17 protein-coding genes and 1 pseudogene are annotated in these 17,221 nt (G+C 61.1%); 5 read left to right on the forward strand and 13 right to left on the reverse strand.

The genetic code is table 11. The annotated features are described in order from the left end of the window. Positions 1-29 precede the first annotated feature (29 nt). The 3 genes from rimK to ACX3VQ_RS10040 are packed head-to-tail and all read right to left on the reverse strand — an operon-like array spanning position 30 to position 2,433. Entirely contained in the window at positions 30-935 is a 906-nt protein-coding gene (gene rimK, locus ACX3VQ_RS10030) for a 30S ribosomal protein S6--L-glutamate ligase (protein WP_462572926.1), read from the reverse strand. Positions 936-939: 4 nt separating this feature from the next. Then, positions 940-1,410: an ATP-dependent zinc protease family protein gene (locus ACX3VQ_RS10035; RefSeq protein WP_462572925.1), complete on the reverse strand. Its 471-nt coding sequence runs from the start codon at positions 1,408-1,410 to the stop codon at positions 940-942. Next, positions 1,411-2,433, reverse strand: coding sequence for a Vgb family protein (locus ACX3VQ_RS10040; protein WP_462580914.1), 1,023 nt, complete (start codon positions 2,431-2,433; stop codon positions 1,411-1,413). A 298-nt stretch (positions 2,434-2,731) separates the two neighbouring features. Between ACX3VQ_RS10040 and ACX3VQ_RS10045 the strand changes: the two genes are divergently transcribed. Next, a complete protein-coding gene (locus ACX3VQ_RS10045) occupies positions 2,732-3,301 on the forward strand; it encodes a phosphoribosyl-AMP cyclohydrolase (protein WP_462580915.1) in 570 nt (189 codons plus the stop codon). Positions 3,302-3,390: 89 nt separating this feature from the next. Here the strand turns inward: ACX3VQ_RS10045 and ACX3VQ_RS10050 are convergent, their stop codons facing one another. From ACX3VQ_RS10050 to ACX3VQ_RS10060, 3 genes are all read right to left on the reverse strand, one after another. Then, entirely contained in the window at positions 3,391-5,250 is a 1,860-nt protein-coding gene (locus ACX3VQ_RS10050) for a M2 family metallopeptidase (RefSeq protein WP_462580916.1), read from the reverse strand. Between the two features lie 113 nt (positions 5,251-5,363). Beyond that, positions 5,364-6,155 (reverse strand): alpha/beta fold hydrolase, encoded by a 792-nt coding sequence (locus ACX3VQ_RS10055; protein WP_462580917.1) that lies wholly within the window; start codon positions 6,153-6,155, stop codon positions 5,364-5,366. After that, complete coding sequence (locus ACX3VQ_RS10060) at positions 6,119-6,766, reverse strand: DsbA family protein (RefSeq protein WP_462580918.1); 648 nt, start codon at positions 6,764-6,766, stop codon at positions 6,119-6,121. The genes ACX3VQ_RS10055 and ACX3VQ_RS10060 overlap by 37 nt, the downstream gene beginning before the upstream one ends. A 79-nt stretch (positions 6,767-6,845) precedes the next feature. On the opposite strand from ACX3VQ_RS10060, the gene ACX3VQ_RS10065 reads away from it, so the two are divergent. The 3 genes from ACX3VQ_RS10065 to ACX3VQ_RS10075 are packed head-to-tail and all read left to right on the forward strand — an operon-like array spanning position 6,846 to position 9,966. Next, positions 6,846-7,289: a MarR family winged helix-turn-helix transcriptional regulator gene (locus ACX3VQ_RS10065; RefSeq protein ID WP_462580919.1), complete on the forward strand. Its 444-nt coding sequence runs from the start codon at positions 6,846-6,848 to the stop codon at positions 7,287-7,289. Further along, the gene (locus ACX3VQ_RS10070) at positions 7,282-8,370 is read left to right on the forward strand and encodes an HlyD family secretion protein (protein WP_462580920.1); all 1,089 of its coding nucleotides are present in this window, start codon (positions 7,282-7,284) and stop codon (positions 8,368-8,370) included. Before ACX3VQ_RS10065 ends, ACX3VQ_RS10070 begins: the two co-directional genes overlap by 8 nt. A gap of 3 nt (positions 8,371-8,373) precedes the next feature. Then, positions 8,374-9,966, forward strand: a complete 1,593-nt coding sequence (locus ACX3VQ_RS10075; protein ID WP_462580921.1) for a DHA2 family efflux MFS transporter permease subunit — start codon at positions 8,374-8,376, stop codon at positions 9,964-9,966. 12 nt (positions 9,967-9,978) lie between these two features. On the opposite strand, the gene ACX3VQ_RS10080 is transcribed toward ACX3VQ_RS10075, so the two are convergent. The 5 genes from ACX3VQ_RS10080 to ACX3VQ_RS10100 all read right to left on the reverse strand — a co-directional run bounded on the left by ACX3VQ_RS10080 (position 9,979) and on the right by ACX3VQ_RS10100 (position 15,641). Continuing rightward, positions 9,979-11,004: an aspartate-semialdehyde dehydrogenase gene (locus ACX3VQ_RS10080; protein ID WP_462580922.1), complete on the reverse strand. Its 1,026-nt coding sequence runs from the start codon at positions 11,002-11,004 to the stop codon at positions 9,979-9,981. Between the two features lie 88 nt (positions 11,005-11,092). Beyond that, positions 11,093-13,318: a S9 family peptidase gene (locus ACX3VQ_RS10085; protein ID WP_462580923.1), complete on the reverse strand. Its 2,226-nt coding sequence runs from the start codon at positions 13,316-13,318 to the stop codon at positions 11,093-11,095. 180 nt (positions 13,319-13,498) lie between these two features. Continuing rightward, positions 13,499-13,867, reverse strand: a complete 369-nt coding sequence (rplS, locus tag ACX3VQ_RS10090; RefSeq protein WP_462580924.1) for a 50S ribosomal protein L19 — start codon at positions 13,865-13,867, stop codon at positions 13,499-13,501. Then, entirely contained in the window at positions 13,864-14,724 is an 861-nt protein-coding gene (trmD, locus tag ACX3VQ_RS10095) for a tRNA (guanosine(37)-N1)-methyltransferase TrmD (protein WP_462580925.1), read from the reverse strand. The genes rplS and trmD overlap by 4 nt, the downstream gene beginning before the upstream one ends. Then, positions 14,721-15,641 carry a LysR substrate-binding domain-containing protein gene (locus ACX3VQ_RS10100; protein ID WP_462580927.1) on the reverse strand — a complete coding sequence of 307 codons (921 nt, stop codon included), beginning with the start codon at positions 15,639-15,641 and terminating at the stop codon, positions 14,721-14,723. Before ACX3VQ_RS10100 ends, trmD begins: the two co-directional genes overlap by 4 nt. A 104-nt stretch (positions 15,642-15,745) precedes the next feature. Between ACX3VQ_RS10100 and ACX3VQ_RS10105 the strand changes: the two genes are divergently transcribed. Continuing rightward, a complete protein-coding gene (locus tag ACX3VQ_RS10105; RefSeq protein ID WP_462580929.1) occupies positions 15,746-16,033 on the forward strand; it encodes a hypothetical protein in 288 nt (95 codons plus the stop codon). A gap of 98 nt (positions 16,034-16,131) precedes the next feature. On the opposite strand, the gene rimM is transcribed toward ACX3VQ_RS10105, so the two are convergent. Further along, complete coding sequence (rimM, locus tag ACX3VQ_RS10110; protein WP_462580931.1) at positions 16,132-16,635, reverse strand: ribosome maturation factor RimM; 504 nt, start codon at positions 16,633-16,635, stop codon at positions 16,132-16,134. Positions 16,636-16,754: 119 nt separating this feature from the next. Then, positions 16,755-17,219, reverse strand: a pseudogene (rpsP, locus tag ACX3VQ_RS10115) (30S ribosomal protein S16); the annotation flags it as partial. Positions 17,220-17,221: the final 2 nt, after the last annotated feature.

Raw genomic sequence — 17,221 nt, forward strand, 5'->3', positions numbered from 1 at the left:
GTAGCGCCCCTTTTCCTGTCTGGTCTCCATCAACCCTTGCCCTTGGTCTTGGTCTTACCGGCCTTGGCGTTTTCCTCGATGAACTTGATGATCAGGCCGGCCACATCCTTGCCGGTCGCTTTCTCGATCCCTTCGAGGCCGGGCGAGCTGTTCACTTCCATGATCACCGGCCCGTGATTGCTGCGCAGCATGTCCACGCCGCAGACATTCAGGCCCATCCAGCGCGCCGCACGCACCGCAGTCGCGCGTTCTTCCGGCGTGATCTTGATCACTTCGGCGCTGCCGCCGCGATGCAGGTTGGAACGGAAATCATCCGCCGCCCCGGTGCGCTTCATCGCCGCCACCACCTTGCCGCCCACCACCAGCGCACGAATATCGGTCCCGCCCGCTTCCTTGATGAATTCCTGCACCAGAATGTTCACATTGGCGCCGCGGAAGGCCTCGATCACCGACTTGGCGGATGACATGGTTTCCGCCAGCACCACGCCGATGCCCTGCGTGCCTTCCAGCAGCTTGATCACCACTGGCGGGCCGTTCACCGCCTTGATGATCTCCTCTGCCTGCTTGGGATCATTGGCATAGGCCGTCAGCGGCAACCCGATCCCGTGCTTGGCAAGGATCTGCATGCTGCGCAGCTTGTCGCGGCTGCGCCCGATCGCCACGCTTTCGTTGAGCGGCCACACCCCGGCCATCTCGAACTGGCGCAGCACGGCCAGGCCATAATTGGTGATCGAGGCGCCGATACGCGGGATCACCACATCATAGCCCTTCAGCGTCTGCCCATCATAGGTCAGTGTGGGCCGATGGCTGGCGATGTTGACCGTACAGCGCAGCGTGTTGAGCACATCCAGCGTATGGCCGCGCGCCACGGCAGCCTCGACCAGCCTTTTGTGCGAATAGAGATTGGCATTGCGCGCCAGCATGGCAATTTTCATGGGTTTATCCTTGAGATTTGAGAAGTTTGCGCTCTTGCCGGGATGATTGGAGCCAGGACCTCCCCGGATCGACCAGGAAGCGGTTCTTGAGCGCGGTTCGCCCGATCAGTATGGGAAATTTCATGTCCGATCGGTCTGCCAGGCTGAACTCGGCACGATATACATGTTCACCCAGCCTGAGCCGGGTCTTGATGATAAAGCGGTCCTGCCCTTCCCCGTTCGAGCTGGTGATGATGCGCCGGTCAGCACGCGGAACTTCGCAAGTGACCGGCTCGCTTCGCCCGTCGCCCAGGTCGAGCAGAAAGCGCACCCAGCGCTGGCCATCGCGGTCAAAGCGTTCGATCCGGGTCGCGTGAAGCGACGAAGTGCGCGCGCCCGTATCAATCTTCGCCGGGATCCGCGCCGGGACAAAGTCAGGCAATCCGACCAGCTCGCGCCAGCCGACAAGTGACTGGGATTTCTTCTCGCCAGGCACTCAGCTCGCGTCCAGAATCGCAAGGCCATCGCCGCCCTCGCCCGTGGTCAGGCGGCGCAGCACCTGGCCACTCTCGAAATCGACCTCGGCCACCGTATTGGTGCCGGTTTCGGCGACATAGATCCGTTCGCCATCGCCGGACCACGCGATGGTTACCTGGAAACGCCGCTCAGCCTCTTCCGGGCTGGATACGGCGATGGTGCGGATGACTTCGGCGCTGGCGGTGTCGATCACGGACAAGCCCCCATCGGCAAGGTCAGAAGTCACTGCCACGTCGCCCTGCGGGCGCACGGCGATGCGCAGCGGAAAGCGGCCAGTGGCGATCTCGTGGCGCAGTTCGAGCGTTTGCGGATCGAGCGCGAATGCCTTGTTCGAGCCGCGCGCGGAGACCCATAGCGTCCCGCCGTCCGGCGCAAGCGAAATGCCTTCAGGCTCTATACCCACCTCACGTGAAATGAGGGGATCATTCCCCGCAAGATCAATGCGCGTAACGGTCTTCGACCCAAGATCGGTGGTCCACGCGGTATGCGCGTCAGAGGCGACAGCGAGCATATGGCTGCCGCGCTGGTTGGTTGCGAACTCGCTGGTGTCGGCGGCACCGGTCGGATTCGCAACTCGGAAGATCGACTGGCGCCCTTCGGCGGTGACATAGAGATCGCCATTGGGGTGCCAGACGATGCCATGCGGCCGGGCATTTTCGCCCAGCTCGATGCTCTTGACCTTGGCCAGATCCGCAGTGCGGAACAGATCGACGCTAGTCCCGCCGTAACATGCCAGCGCGACATGCTGGCGGTCAGGAGAAACGGCCAGTTCGTGCGGGTTGGTGCAGCTGTCCACCCGTTTGACCTCTGCTCCGCTGGCAAGGTCGATCAATGACAGGGTGTTGCCGCGCTTGTTGGCGACGAAAACCGAGCCTTCTAGTGGCGCGCTTGATGCCAAGGCCTTGCCTTCAACCGGTCTATCCACCGGCTCGCAGGCAGCGAGGCCCAATGCGCAAACCGCCGCGCCAATCGCCAATCTCATCTCCGATCTCCCAAGGTCTGCATCACCCGTCTTTTTCGCGCCTTACCGCACCAATCGAGCCCAACCAAATCGCATTCTTGGTCTGCGAAAATTTTTCCGCCGCAGTCTGGAACCAAGCACGAGATATATTGTTATATGCGCACGGGCCGGGCCCCTCTGGCGTGCGACACGAAAACGCACGTGATGTCGGACCGTATCGACTCTGGTCGAGTGGCGGTCCGGCAAATGACTGCCTCTCCAGCGTCGATAATGCTCATCAAATTCCCCCCTAGGGGCACAAAATTCGTTGGAGAATTCAATGCGCAAGTTTGTAATGGTACCCGCAATCGCCGCGGCCAGCCTCGCTCTCGCCGCTTGCGGCGAAACCGCAACCGAAACCGCCCCGACCGGTGAAACCGCCGCCGCTCCGATCACTGCCGAAGAAGTCACCGCAGCCCAGCAAGCGTGGGGTCAAGGCATCGTCAACATCGGCAAGGTTTCGACCGACGGCGGTGACGTGAAGCAAGCCGCCACCGACCACATCAACACCTTCTACGCCTATGAAGACGGCATGCCTGTTCTGTTCAAGCCGACGCTGGCCGCCGAGGACCAGTTCCGCGGCACCTTTGACGAAGCGCTGAGCTACTTCATCGGGACCGAAGGCACCGAAGACGGCGGCTTCGCGGTCAAGCCCTGGACCAACGTCCGCTGGGAAAACGAAGGCACCATCATCGACGGCGACAGCGCGATCGCAATGGGCAATTATTACTTCACCGACACCGATGGTAAGGACACCAAGGTGGAATACACCTTCGGTTACAAGAAGAATGCCGACGGTGACCTTGTGATCGACCTGCATCACTCGTCGGTGCCGTTCAGCGCCGAATAATCGCGTCTCAGCGAGGTCGCTCCCATAGAGCGATGGAGGGCCCCCGTCGCAGCGATGCGGCGGGGGCCTTTCCGTTCCGGTCGAAGGCCTCACCAGCCCTTGGGCTTGCCCTGGTTCTGCTCTTCCAGCCACGCCATCAGCGGGGCGAAATACTCGACCATCGCCTTGCCGCTCATCTGGCGCTCGCCGGTGAATGCTTCGAGCGCATCGGGCCATGGCTTGGACGCACCGATTTCCAGCATCGCGTTCAGGTTCTTGCCCACTTCTTCATTGCCGTAGAAGCTGCAGCGATGGAGCGGGCCCTTCCAGCCCGCCTGGTCGCAGGCCGCCTTGTAGAACTGGAACTGCAGCACCCGCGCGAGGAAATAACGCGTATAGGGCACGTTGCCCGGTACGTGATATTTCGCGCCCGGATCGAACGCATCTGGGCCGCGCGGCACCGGCGGCACGATGCCCTGGTATTGGTAGCGAAGGCGGGTCCACGCCTCGTTGTAATCCTGGGGCGCAACCGATCCGTCGAACAGGCTCCAGCGATAGCGGTCAACCATCAGGCCGAACGGCAGGAAGGCAACCTTGTCCATTGCCTGGCGCAGCAGAAGGCCAATATCCTTGTCCGCACTGGGGACATCCTTGGGATCGAGCATGTCGATCTGGACGAGGTATTCGGGCGTGATCGACAGCGCAACCATATCGCCAATCGCTTCGTGGAAGCCGTCATTCGCGCCGCTCAGGTGCAGATAATCCTGCTGATTATAGGCACGCTGGTAATAGTTGTGGCCAAGCTCGTGGTGAATGGTGATGAAATCGTCCGCATTGGGCTTGATGCACATCTTGATGCGCAGATCGTCGACATTGTCGAGGTTCCATGCGGAAGCATGGCAGATAACTTCGCGGTCGCGCGGCTTTGTGAACTGGCTGCGTTCCCAGAAGGTTTCGGGCAGCTGCTCAAAGCCGAGCGAGGAGAAGAACTGCTCGCCCACCTTGACCATGTCGGTCTCCGACAGGCCCTTCTGCGCAATCAGATCGGTTATGTCATAGCCGATATCGCCGGCGCCTTCGGGCGCGACCAGCGGATAGATATTGCCCCACTCCTGGGCCCACATATTGCCCAGCAAATCGGCGCGGATCGGGCCGGTGGCGGGCTGCACATCATCGCCATATTTATCGTTGAGCTTGCTGCGGACATAGGTGTGCAGCGCAACATAGAGCGGCTTGACCTCCTGCCAGATGCGTTCGGTTTCGGCGGCAAACTGGTCAGGATCCATATCATAGTTGGAGCGCCACATTGCGCCCAGATCGGCAAAGCCCAGATCCTTTGCTCCTTCGTTCGCAATCGCGATCATGCGGGCATAATCGTCCTTCATCGGCGCGCCGACATTATCGTGCCAGCTGGCCCACATCTCGGCATATTCGGCGGGCGTATGATCAAGGCTGCCCATTTCGGCCTCGATGTCGGAACCGCTGATTTCCTTGCCGTTCAGCGTGCCCTTGCCCTTGCCGTAAGCCGAACCCAGGGCGGTCGCGATTTCGTTCAGCTCGGTCGCCGCCCCATCGCGCACTGGTGCAGGCATGACGATGCCGTTGCGCAGGATATCGAGTTTGCGCGCAACCACCGGGTCGAGCCCGGCCACAGTCGCGTATTTCGCCGCCTCATTGACATAGGCAACGCTCTTCTCGGTCGCGATTGCACCATACTTGGCGGCGAGTGCATCGGAATCGTGCGTGATGTAGGTCGCGTTTATCCACGAGACTTGCGCATAGTCGATGCCGAAACCGAACAGGTCCTTCTCGACCATGTCGATCCATGCGGCTGCGCCTTCCGGAGTCATGGGATAGGTCTCAGCAGCGGCAGGCGCGGCAGTGGTGCTTGCAACTTCCTCAGCTTGGACACTGGTGCAGGCGGCAAGCGATATTGCCAGCGCAGACAGCGCGACTTTCGTAAATCTCATTGGAGCGGTCCCTTTTTCACGAAACAGGTTTCATGTTAAACCAGTTTGGCCGCGCAGAGCCGTTGAATCAAGCGTCTGCCCTGAAAAATCGATGAATGGCGATCCAGCCTGGATCAACCGGCAAGAAAACGGGCAATTGCCTCACCCATCTCCGGCTTTGTCGCGCTGATCAGGTGATTGCCGGGTGTTTCGACGAAAGTGGCATTGGGCAGTATTGCCGCCAGCTCCTCCGCCGATCCATTGTCACGATCCTCATCGCCGCACACCACCAATGCAGGCATGGTGACGTTGGCCAGCTTATCCAGCGCCATGTCCGGCATGGTGCCCAGCAACATGCGTGCTGCGGCCCGGTCAACGCCTTGCGATTTGAGGAACTGGCGCGAGTACCACGCCGGATCATCGGGTTTCATCGTGTCGAATTCGTCGATCACGCGCTTGAAATGCGCCGAACGCTTCTGCCATTCGCCCAGCCCGGCGGTGCCCATCCCGCCCACGATCAGCCTTTGCGGGTGTAACACGCCGCCCGCCACCGCATGCAGCGCGGTGCGTGCGCCGAGCGAGAAACCGCCGAGATCATAATCCTCAAATCCGAGATACTCGATCAGCGCTGCGACATCGCGCACGAGCACATTTTCAGGATAGGCAGCGGGATCGGACGGGCTTTCGCTTTGCCCATGCACGCGGAAATCAAGCATGATGACTTCGAAGCCCTCACGCGCAATCCGCTGGTCATGGCCCCATTTGATCCAGTTCATTTCGGAACTGGAAAACAGCCCGTGCAGCAAAATGACCGGAGGCCCCTCACCTATGCGATGGATCGCCAGTTTGGTACCATCGAAGCTTGTGAAATACGAAGTCTCGACCCCGCTCACCGCTTTTTCAGCCCCTTTTGCTCCATCCGCCACTTGACCATGTCGATCCGGTCCTGGCCGAAGAAGGGCTCACCGGCAAAAACCAAAGTCGGCACGCCCCAATGCCCCGCATCCTCCAGCGCCTGCTGATTGGTGGCGATCTCGGCATCAAGCGAATCGGCCTGTGCTGCGACTTCGGCATCGAGTTCGGCCAGATCCAGCCCGGCACGCGCAGCGGCGCCAGCCAGGTGATCGCCCTCGTTCCAGCCCTCGGCCCCGCCCCAGATCAGCGCCGCGGCCTCAGCCGCAAAGCCAAGCCCCGTGCCGCGCCGCGCCGCCGCCTGCCCCAACCGCGTGATCCGGCGGATATGAGGCTGCTCGGGCGCAATCTCGCGCGTCATCATGTTCTGGATGATCGGATCGGGGCGCGGCGCACCAAAAGGTATACCGTGGAACTGCGCCACGCGGATCATGTCGCGCATGGTATAGCCCAGCCAGTTGGAGTGGTTGCGTTCGAAGAAATCGGATTGGCGCAGCGCCAACGGCCAAACCGGACGCAGCGCAATATCGAGGTCAAATTCCTCGGTCATCGCGCGATAACGCCCTACGGCGAGATAGCTGTAGGGCGAACGAAAGCTGAAAAAGAGATCTGCCTTGAGTGTCATGGCGGCACGCTAGCCGCGTTTTAAGCGCCTTGCCAGCCTTCGCTTGCACTTACTAAGCCAGCTTATTATATGTGCACGCATGGTTTCCGAACTTGGCTACCGGATGGCGGATAATTCGCGCATGTTGCGCCGCCTGTTTGACGACCGTGTGCGCAGCCTGGGGCTTACCGCCGTGCAGGCTAGGCTGCTTTTGTCGCTTGAACGGCAGGGCGGGCAAAATCAGGCCCATTATGCAGAATTGCTTGAAGTCGAGCCCATCACCTTGACCCGAATCATCGACCGGATGGAGGATGCAGGGTGGATCGAGCGGCGCCCGGACCCGAGCGACCGGCGTGCGCGCATCCTGCATCTCACCGCCAAGAGCAAGGGCATCGTAACCCGGCTTGAGGCAATCGTCGAAGATATGTTCGGCGAAGTGCTGCGAGGGTTTTGTGACGCTGACAGGCAAGCACTGTCGCAACTTCTGGAGCGTATGGGCACCAACCTTGCGCTCGCGCGCCAGGGGGCGGTGGTCAATGGCTGAAGCAGATCCAGCTTTCTCCGATCTGGAGCCCCAGGCGATACCCGCTGAAGCAAATGCGGGGCCCAAGGCCCGCCCGCGCAATCGCTGGCTGCGGCTGATAACCATGCTATCGGTTCCGTTGCTGCTGCTGGCCGGAGCGGGGATTTACTGGCTTGGCCTGCAAGGCAAGGTCTCGACCGACAATGCCTATGTCAAACAGGACAAGGTTTCGATCAGCGCCGAGGTGAGCGGCAAGATTATCGAAATCATGGTCGAAGACGGCGACATGGTCGAAGCCGGCCAATTGCTGTTCCGGATCGATCCCGAACCATACCTGTTGCAGCTGGCAGAGGCAGATGCCGCGATCGCAGCAGCGCAGGCCAATGTCATCGCGCTGAGCAATTCGACCGATCTGACCGGGGTCGATATTTCCGCCGCGCGCGAAGACATCGCCTTTGCCCAGGCCAAATTTGACCGGGTTGATGCGCTGCACAAGCGCGGCTTCAGCACCAAGGCTGATTTTGACGCCGCCTCGCACGAACTGGCCAAAGCACGCGAACAATTGCGCCAGGCGCAGGCGCGCCAGCGCGAGGCGCGCGCCAGGCTTGCCACCGGCGCGGCCGTGCCCGGCGTGAATCCGCAGGTTGCCGCGGCACTGGCGAGCAAGGCCAATGCCCAGCTCGCGCTTGCCCGCACCGAAGTACGCGCACCGATCGCCGGGCGCGTGGCACAGGCTGACCGCCTGCAACCCGGGCAACAGCTCGTCTCAGGTCTGCCGGTGCTGACGTTGGTGGCCGAGCAATCGACCTATATCGAAGCCAATTTCAAGGAAACCGACCTTACCGACATGGCCCCCGGCCAGCGCGCCAAGGTCGAATTCGATGCCTATCCCGGCCTTGAGCTGACCGGCCATGTCGAAACCATCGGTGCCGGCACAGGTTCGGAATTTTCGGTACTGCCTGCCCAGAACGCCACCGGCAATTGGGTCAAGGTAACGCAGCGCGTGCCCGTGCGCATTGCGATCGACCAGCAGAGCGAAAAGCGCCTGATCGCCGGCCTTTCGAGCGATGTAACGGTCTATACCGAACCGCGCGGCGAGTAGTCCGTGGCCAGCGCTGCTGCCCCTTCCCCCGCATCCGAAGCCCTGCCCGGCACTGTTCCCGGGGATGAGGCATATCTTCAAACGGGCAATTACTGGCTGCTGATTATCGGGGTCATGTCTGCATCGCTGCTGCAGATCCTCGACACCACCATCGCCAATGTCGCGATCCCGCACATGCAGGCTTCGCTGGGCGCGACGATCGACAGCGTCACCTGGGTACTGACCAGCTATATCATCGCCTCAGCCATCGCCTTGCCGATCACCGGCTGGCTGGCGGACCAGATCGGTGCGCGGCGATTGTTCATCGGATCGGTGGCGGGGTTCATCATCGCCTCGATGTTGTGCGGCATGGCCCAGAACCTTGAGGAGATGATCGCCTTCCGCGCGCTTCAGGGCGTCGCCGGGGCCTTTATCGCACCGCTCAGCCAGGCATTCATGCTTGATGTCACCAAACCCAGCAAACATCCGCAGGTGATGGCGATCTGGGGGATGGGAATCATGATCGGTCCGATCCTGGGGCCAATTCTGGGTGGTTGGCTGACCGAATCGGCCAACTGGCGCTGGGTGTTTTACGTCAACCTGCCAATCGGGATTCTTTCACTGGCTACGCTGATCGCTTTCCTGCCGCATCGCGAAAAGCGCAAACGGCGGTTCGACCTGACCGGGTTTATCCTTCTTGCCCTGGCGCTTTCGGGGCTCCAGCTGCTGCTCGACCGCGGCGGTCACGTTGACTGGTTCGATGCCACCGAAATCTGGATTTACACAATCGTGGCGGCGGCGGCGGCCTGGATGGTGGTGGTGCACCTGGCGACGGCGGATAATCCCTTGTTCCACGTCCGGCTGTTTACCGATCGCAATTTCGTGATTTCGCTTTTGTTCATGCTGCTTACCGGCGTGGTCATGTTCGCGGTGATGGCGCTGTTGCCGCCAATGCTGCAAAACCTGTTCGGCTATGGCGTGATCGACACCGGCATAGTGCTGATGCCGCGCGGAGTGGGCATTCTGATCAGCATGCAGTTATCCGGGCTGATGATGCGCTGGGGGTTCGATGCGCGGGCGATCGTGGCCACCGGGCTTTTGATGACCGCCTTTTCATTGTGGCAGATGGCGCATTGGTCGCTGGCAGTCGACAATATGCATATCATCGGTTCGGGCCTGATCCAGGGGCTGGGCATGGGGCTGGTATTCATTCCCCTGCAGGTGGTGGCCTTCGCCACGCTGCCCCCGCACCTGCGGACGGAAGGATCAAGTCTGCTCAACCTGAGCCGTTCGCTGGGCGCTTCGGCGGGGATCGCCTTGATGATGGTGTTGCTGGGCCGCAATATCCAGGTCAGCCACAGCGACCTTGCCGGACATGTTACTGCGCTGACCGGCAATATTATCGACGTTTCGACGATCGAACGATTTCAGGCCATGGGGGACGTGGTGCTGCGGATTGCCGATGCCGAGGTGAACCGGCAGGCGGCCATGATCGCCTATATCAATGATTTCTGGCTGATGATGTGGGTCACGCTTGCCGCTGCCCCGCTCGCCTTCCTGCTGCGGATCAACCGGCGAGCGAGAGCCGCCCCTGTGGCCGAGGCAGCCCCGCACTAAGGCCTGCGGGCGTCAACCCTTCTTGAGATGGCGGCGCCCCAGCAGCTCGGCAATCTGCACCGCGTTGAGCGCAGCGCCCTTGCGCAGATTGTCCGATACGCACCACAGGGTAATGCCGTTCTCCACCGTCGGGTCTTCGCGCACGCGGCTGACATAGGTCGCGCCGTCGCCCGCGCATTCGACCGGGGTGACGTATCCGCCGTCTTCACGCTTGTCGACCAGCATCACGCCAGGCGCCTCGCGCAGGATGTCCTGTGCCTGCTCGGCGGAAAGCTCGTTCTCGAACTCGATATTGACCGCCTCGGAATGGCCCACGAAGACTGGCACCCGCACGCATGTGGCGTTGAGCTTGATCCGGGGGTCGAGGATTTTCTTGGTCTCGACCACCATCTTCCATTCTTCCTTGGTCGAGCCATCATCCAGGAACACGTCGATATGCGGGATCACGTTGAACGCGATCTGCTTGGTGAATTTTTCCACCATAACCGGATCGCCGACAAAGATTGCGCGGCTCTGGTTGAACAGTTCGTCCATCCCCGCCTTGCCCGCGCCCGAAACCGATTGATAGGTCGACACCACAACCCGCTTGATTGTGGCGGCATCGTGCAGGGGCTTGAGCGCAACCACCAGCTGCGCGGTCGAGCAATTGGGATTGGCGATGATGTTACGCTTGGAATATCCGTCGATCGCGTCCGGGTTCACTTCAGGCACCACCAGCGGCACGTCAGGGTCCATCCGGTAGAGCGAGCTGTTATCGATCACCACGCAGCCGGCTGCCGCCGCCTTGGGCGCATATTCCTTGGCCGGGCCGCTGCCCGCCGCGAACAGGGCGATATCCCAGCCGGTGAAGTCGAAATGCTCGATATTCTTGCATTTGAGCATCTTGCCGGTGTCGCCGAATTCCACTTCGGTGCCGATCGAACGGCTCGATGCAACCGCCGCAACCTCGTCGCACGGAAACTCACGTTCGGCGAGAATCTGCATCATCTCGCGCCCGACATTCCCCGTCGCCCCGACAATCGCCACTCGATAGCCCATTCACACTCACTCCATTAAAGGCAAGACGCGAGGCCATAGCGTCTGTGCGCTGCACTGCAAAATAATTCGGCTTGGGGCGGCTAAACCGTCACTCCGGCGCAGTGACCCCGTGCCGCTCAAGGAAATTGAAGATGGTGTTCCACAGATGCGGCGAAATCTGCTCGCCCGCCACGCGGTGCGTCTGGCCGGGATAGAGCATCATCTCGAACTTCGTGTTGCTGCCTTGCAGCTTGGCGATCAATTCGGATGAATGCTCGAACACCACATTGTCATCCGCCATGCCGTGGATCAGCAGCAGCGGATCGGCGATCTTCGCGGCATTCTCCGTTGCATTGGCCGCGCGATAGGCCTCGGGCAGCTTGTTCGGGTCACCCATATAGCGCTCGGTATAATGGGTGTCATAAAGCTCCCACCTGGTCACCGGCGCCCCGGCAATCCCGGCGGCATAAAGGCCGGGATCGGCCTGTAACTGCTTGAGCGTCATGTAACCGCCATAGGACCAGCCATAGAGCGCGATCTTGGCCGGATCGACGAAATCGAGCGCCTTGAGGAATTCGGCACCGGCCTTCTGGTCGGCGACCTCGACCCCGCCCATTGCTTGATAAAGCGGTTGTTCGAATTCGACGCCGCGATTCGCACTTCCCCGATTATCGAGCACAAACCAGATATAGCCCCGGTCCACTACGGCCTGCGCCAGCGCGCCTTCCCAGGCGCGATCGACCATTTGCGGCCCAGGCCCGCCATAATGATAGAACAGCACCGGATATTGCTTGCCCGGTTCCATCTCCGGCTTGAGCATCATCCAGTGCATCGGCGTTCCGTCATCTGCGGCGACCGTGCCGAATTCAGGCGCGACATGGCTGGCGAGATAGGGCGCATAGGGATGGCTGGCATCAAGCGCATTCTCTTCGACCCATGCAATGCGTTTTCCTGCCGTATCTGCAAGATAGGTCTGCGAAGGCTGAGTGGGCGATGAGCGCGTCACCAGCAGGGACTGCGCCTTGTCGTCCATCACTGCGGCATGGACATGGCCTGGCTCGGTCAGCCGGTCCCACTTGCCGGGCGTGTCCAGATCAAGCGCGTAGACATGCCGTTCGAGCACGCCATCGGCATTGCCTTCAAAATAGAGGCGGCCCTGCTTCTGGTCGACGCCCGCAAGGCGTGTGACAACCCATCCGCCGCTGGTCAGCTGGGTCCACTGGCCATTCCTGAAATGATAGAGATGCCCGAAACCGTCGCGCTCGCTCCACCAGATCAACGATCCGTCATCCATGAAGCGGTAGTCATTGCCCAGATTGATCCAGTAATTCGCGCGCGCGGCATGCTCGGTGAACCAGGTTTCGCTTGCGCCGGTTGCCGGATCAATTTTCAGCATGTCGAGCACGGTCTGCTCACGGTTCTGGCGCTGAACATAGATCGCGCTGCCATCGGGTGCCCAGTCGACGCGCGCAACATAGATGTCGGCTTCCTCGCCCAGATCGATCCTGACCCGGTTCTGGCCATCAGGGTCCATCACGTAGAGTTCGACGATCGCATTGGCGGTGCCCGCGGCGGGATAGCGCTGGTCAAACACTTTGGTGCCGGTCGCGCCGATCGCCGCGCGGGTGACCACTCCAACCGGGCTTTCATCGGTGCGCTGAACCACCAGGCGGCTTTCATCGGGTGACCACCAAAAGCCGGTGTGGCGGTCCATTTCTTCCTGCGCGACGAATTCCGCCTCGCCCCAGCGGATCGTATCGGCCTCGCGGGGCGTAACCGGCCTAGCCTCTTCCCCTGCCTTGCCGACCCACAGTTGGCGATCGCGCACGAATGAGACAAACGCCGATTTGGGGCTGAGCGCGGGATTGAGTTCGCTTTCCTCGGTATCGGTCAGGCGCGTCACGCTGCCATCGAGCCCGGCAAGGTAAAGATCGCCATCGAGCGGGACGAGCACCGATGCACCGTCGCTCGCCCATTGATAGCTGATGATGCCCTTGAGATTGCCGACACGCAGCCGTTCGCGCTGCATCTTCTCGTCTTCGGAAAGCTCGCGGCCCGAACCGAGCTTTTCACTGTCGACCAGCATGGTCCATTCGCCGCTTTCGCGGTCATAGCCCCACAAATCGTAGCGTTCGCGGTCCGTTTCGCGGTTGCGCAGCAAGGTCAGCCAGCGCCCGTCTGGCGAAAGCTTGGGCTGGCGCGGGCTCGGCCCGTCAAGCGAAGGCGATGCGAAGACGCGCTCGAAGGTGAGGCTGGGGGCTTCAGCGGTCATTGGCTCCTCCGCAAAGGCAGGAGCGGCGGCAAGCAGAGCGGCAGCAAAAAGTAAGGAGCGCATTCCAATTCAGACCTCGTCATTGCAGGCGGAGCGAAGCAATCCATGGACGAGCGATGGATTGCCGCGCAAGCTTTCGGTTGCTCGCAATGACGAAAATCGGAAGTGATTGCAAAGCCCAAACGAAAAAGGGCGACCCCGCAGGGCCGCCCTTTGAATGCTTAGCGTTGTTTACGCCGCGGCCTATGCCTTGGGCGTGTTGTCGCGGCGTTCGGCGATGCGCGCACGCTTGCCGGTGCGGCCACGCAGGTAATAAAGCTTGGCCCGGCGCACCACGCCGCGGCGAACCACGGTGATGCTGTCGACGATCGGCGCGTAGAGCGGGAACACGCGCTCCACACCTTCGCCGAAGCTCATCTTGCGCACGGTGAAATTGCTGTTGATGGAGCGGTTCGAACGGGCGATCACCACACCTTCGAAATTCTGAATACGTTCGCGGTTGCCTTCCTTGACCTTCACGCCCACGCGAACGGTGTCGCCGGCACGAAATTCAGGAATATCCTTGCCAGCTTTGGCAATTTCTTCCGCTTCGATCTGCTGGATCAGATTCACTGGTCCATTTCCTTCTTTTTCGACTGCGCACCAGAGGCAGAGCGGACCGGATCGCCACTATAGCGTTCCCATAAGTCCGGCCTGCGTAGCCGTGTTGTCTCTTCCGCCTGGGCTTTGCGCCAGGAAGCGACTTTCGCATGATCCCCCGATCGCAGCACTTCAGGGATCGTGCGCCCTTCCCACTCTTGAGGTCGGGTGTATTGCGGATATTCGAGCAATCCGTCTTCGAAGGATTCCTCCTGCCCGCTTGAAGGCGCGCCCATTACGCCGGGGAGCAGGCGAATGCAAGCGTCAAGTATGGCCAGCGCGGCGGGCTCCCCGCCCGACAATACGATGTCTGCAAGGCTGACCTGCTCGATCTCGGGGCGCGCCTCGAACAGCCTTTCATCGAAGCCTTCGAACCGCCCGCAGATGATGGTGACGCCTGGCCCGGCTGCAAGTTCGCGGATGCGCGCTTGGGTGATCGGCTTGCCGCGCGGGGTCATGGCAAGAATGGGGCGAATATCCTCCCCCAGCGGGGGAGGGGGACCATCCAAGGCCTTGGCCGCCGGATGGTGGAGGGGCATGGGCGAATTTGCGGGAGGTGCCCCTCCACCGTCTTCGACGGTCCCCCTCCCCGTTTCGGGGAGGATTGAGTCAAGCGCCCTCGCCAGCACATCTGCTTTCAGCACCATGCCCGCCCCGCCGCCGGCTGGCGTGTCATCGACGGTGCGATGCTTGTCAGTCGCAAAATCGCGGATCTGGACAGTTTCGCACGACCAGTCCCCCCGCTCCAATGCCTTGCCCGCCAGCGAAACGCCCAGCGGCCCGGGAAACATCTCTGGGTAAAGCGTGAGGATGGTGGCGGCAAAGGTCATTCGGGAACTTCCCATATTGTTGCGCGCGAATGCTTGCGCTCTTCCAACAGTTCGTCGTGCAGCCATTCGCGGAAACGCTCGATCTTGCGCACACCGACCCTGCCCGCCGGATTTACGAGATAATGCGAACTGAGCGGCACGTAGAGCGATTCGAACGGCTGGACCAGCCGACCTGAATCGATGTCCGCGCGCCAGAAGATCGGCGTGAGCAAGGCAATGCCATAACCTCCAAGAATCGCGCTCGCTTCCTGCATCTGGCTATCCATGACTACGCCCGGGCGCGGCGGCGGCGGCGGAGTGTCCAGTCCGGCAGCGGCAAACCAGTTGTTCCACACGGAATCGTTGGGCGAAAGCCTTTCAACCCGCAAGATATCTTCCGGTTTCGAGATTGCATTGCGTTCGATAAATTCGGCGGTGCAGACCGGTGAAAAGTGCTGTCGAAACAGGAAATCTGCGCGCAGCCCGCTCCATTGTCCGCGACCGGCCCGCAATGCCACATCGACGCTGCTGCCGGCAAAATCGATAAGTTCGTTCGACAGCGAAAGCCGCACGGCAATGTCCGGATAGCGCAGTTGGAAGCGACCGATCCGCGCTGAAAGCCACGCCCCGCCGATCGACATGGAAGCATTCACCGACAGGATTTCCGCGTCATCTTCGCGCAGCGTTTCAAATGCATCGGCAATTCCGGCAAAGCCGCCGCTGACCGCCGGAAGCAACCGCTGGCCCGCCTCGGACAGCCTGACGCGGCCCTTTTCACGCACAAACAGTGGCTTGCCGACCCGGTCTTCCAATTGGCGGATTTGATAGCTGATGGCCGCCTGTGTCAGCCCCAGTTCCTCCGCCGCTCGCGAAAAATTCTCATGGCGGCCCGCCGCCTCGAAGGCGCGGACAGCGGTAAGAGGAGGGAGCCGATTCATTCCATTACCTATAAATTCAACTTATAGCTATTGCCAGCGCTTTTGTTGGCTCAATGCGTACGAATGAGGCATTTGGCATCCATCACGAGCCAAGGAGAATACCAATGTTGGAAGCCCAGATTATCCGGAGGGACAGCGATCTGTTCGCCGGTCGTCCAATCGAGAACGAGAAAAACCTGATCGAACAGCTCAAGCCCTATCTGTCATCCATTGAAGTCAAGTTGCTCGGCTTCGATCCGGCCAACGACGAAGGCCAGGGGCATAGCTATTTGCCTTCGTTCCTCGCCGGACTTGGCGCAACTGCCTCGACCACACTGCTCTTCAGCGTGGCCTGGTTGCTGGCAACGCTCGGCCTACCCGATGCCGCGACCGTTGCTCCCCGGCTCGTATGACCCCCACAAGCGAGCCGATACCGTCGGGCCGAGGCTGACAGGCGCCCCCCTAAGCCCCGAAAAGTCAGCCTCGGCCCTTCAAGCGCTGCCCACGGACCTCACTGATCCACAAAGTCGCCGGAGATTACCAGCCACTCGGCATCCCACCTGGGAACCGCCTGCGGCGTCATCGGCACCATAAAGGTCTTCTGGCCCTTTTCGGGTGCAGGGTCTTTCTCGATCTCGATGATATCGGTGGCGCCGAAATTGTGCACGGCGATTGTGCGGCCAATGCCCTCGCCGCTATCTGTCACGACCGCAAGCCCGATCAGATCGGCGTGATAGTATTCGCCTTCTTGCAGCGACGGCAGTTTTTCACGCGATACGGTGAGCGCCGTGCCGCGCAGTTTTTCAGCCGCATCGCGGCCTGAAACCTCGGCGAAGCGCGCGATCGCCCCGCCCTTGTTGTCGCTGCGGATTTTCGTGAGGGTCAGCGACCCCTCGTTGAAGCTCTTGTGGGCGATGAGCGCATCGACGCCCTCGCCCAGCAGCTTAAGGCGAACTTCGCCCGCCACGCCATGCGCACCGGTGATGGCGGCAAGGGTGACGGGCTTGTTCGACATGGGAAGGCTTACTCGGCCTTTTCTTCAGCAGCGTCCTCAGCGGGAGCTTCCTCGGCAGGAGCTTCTTCGGCTGTAGCCTCCTCGGCGGGAGCCTCTTCAGCAGGTGTCTCTTCAGCAGGTGCCTCTTCGGCGGCTGCTTCTTCAGCCGGAGCTTCCTCGGCGGCTGCTTCCTCGACAACTGCCTCTTCTTCGGCCGGAGCTTCTTCAGCAGGTGCCTCTTCGGCAGCCTTGGCGGCTTCTTCGGCTTCAGCCAGCTTGGCTGCCTTTTCTTCGGCGCGTTCCCTGGCTGCTTCGCCCGGCTCACCCTTCTTCGGGTTGCTCTTTGGAGCACGCTCAAGGATGCCGGCTGCATCAAGGAAGCGGTGCACGCGGTCAGAAGGCTTGGCACCAACCGACAGCCAGTGACGCGCACGATCTTCGTCAAGCTTCACGCGCTCGCCCGAATCCTTCGGCAGCATCGGGTTGTAAACGCCGATCTGCTCAAGATACTTGCCGTCACGCGCGGATCGCGAATCTGACACCACGATGCGGTAATAAGGACGCTTCTTCGCGCCACCGCGCGACAAACGGATTGCAACTGCCATAA

The sequence above is a fragment of the Altererythrobacter chaiwopuensis genome, assembly GCF_054957735.1.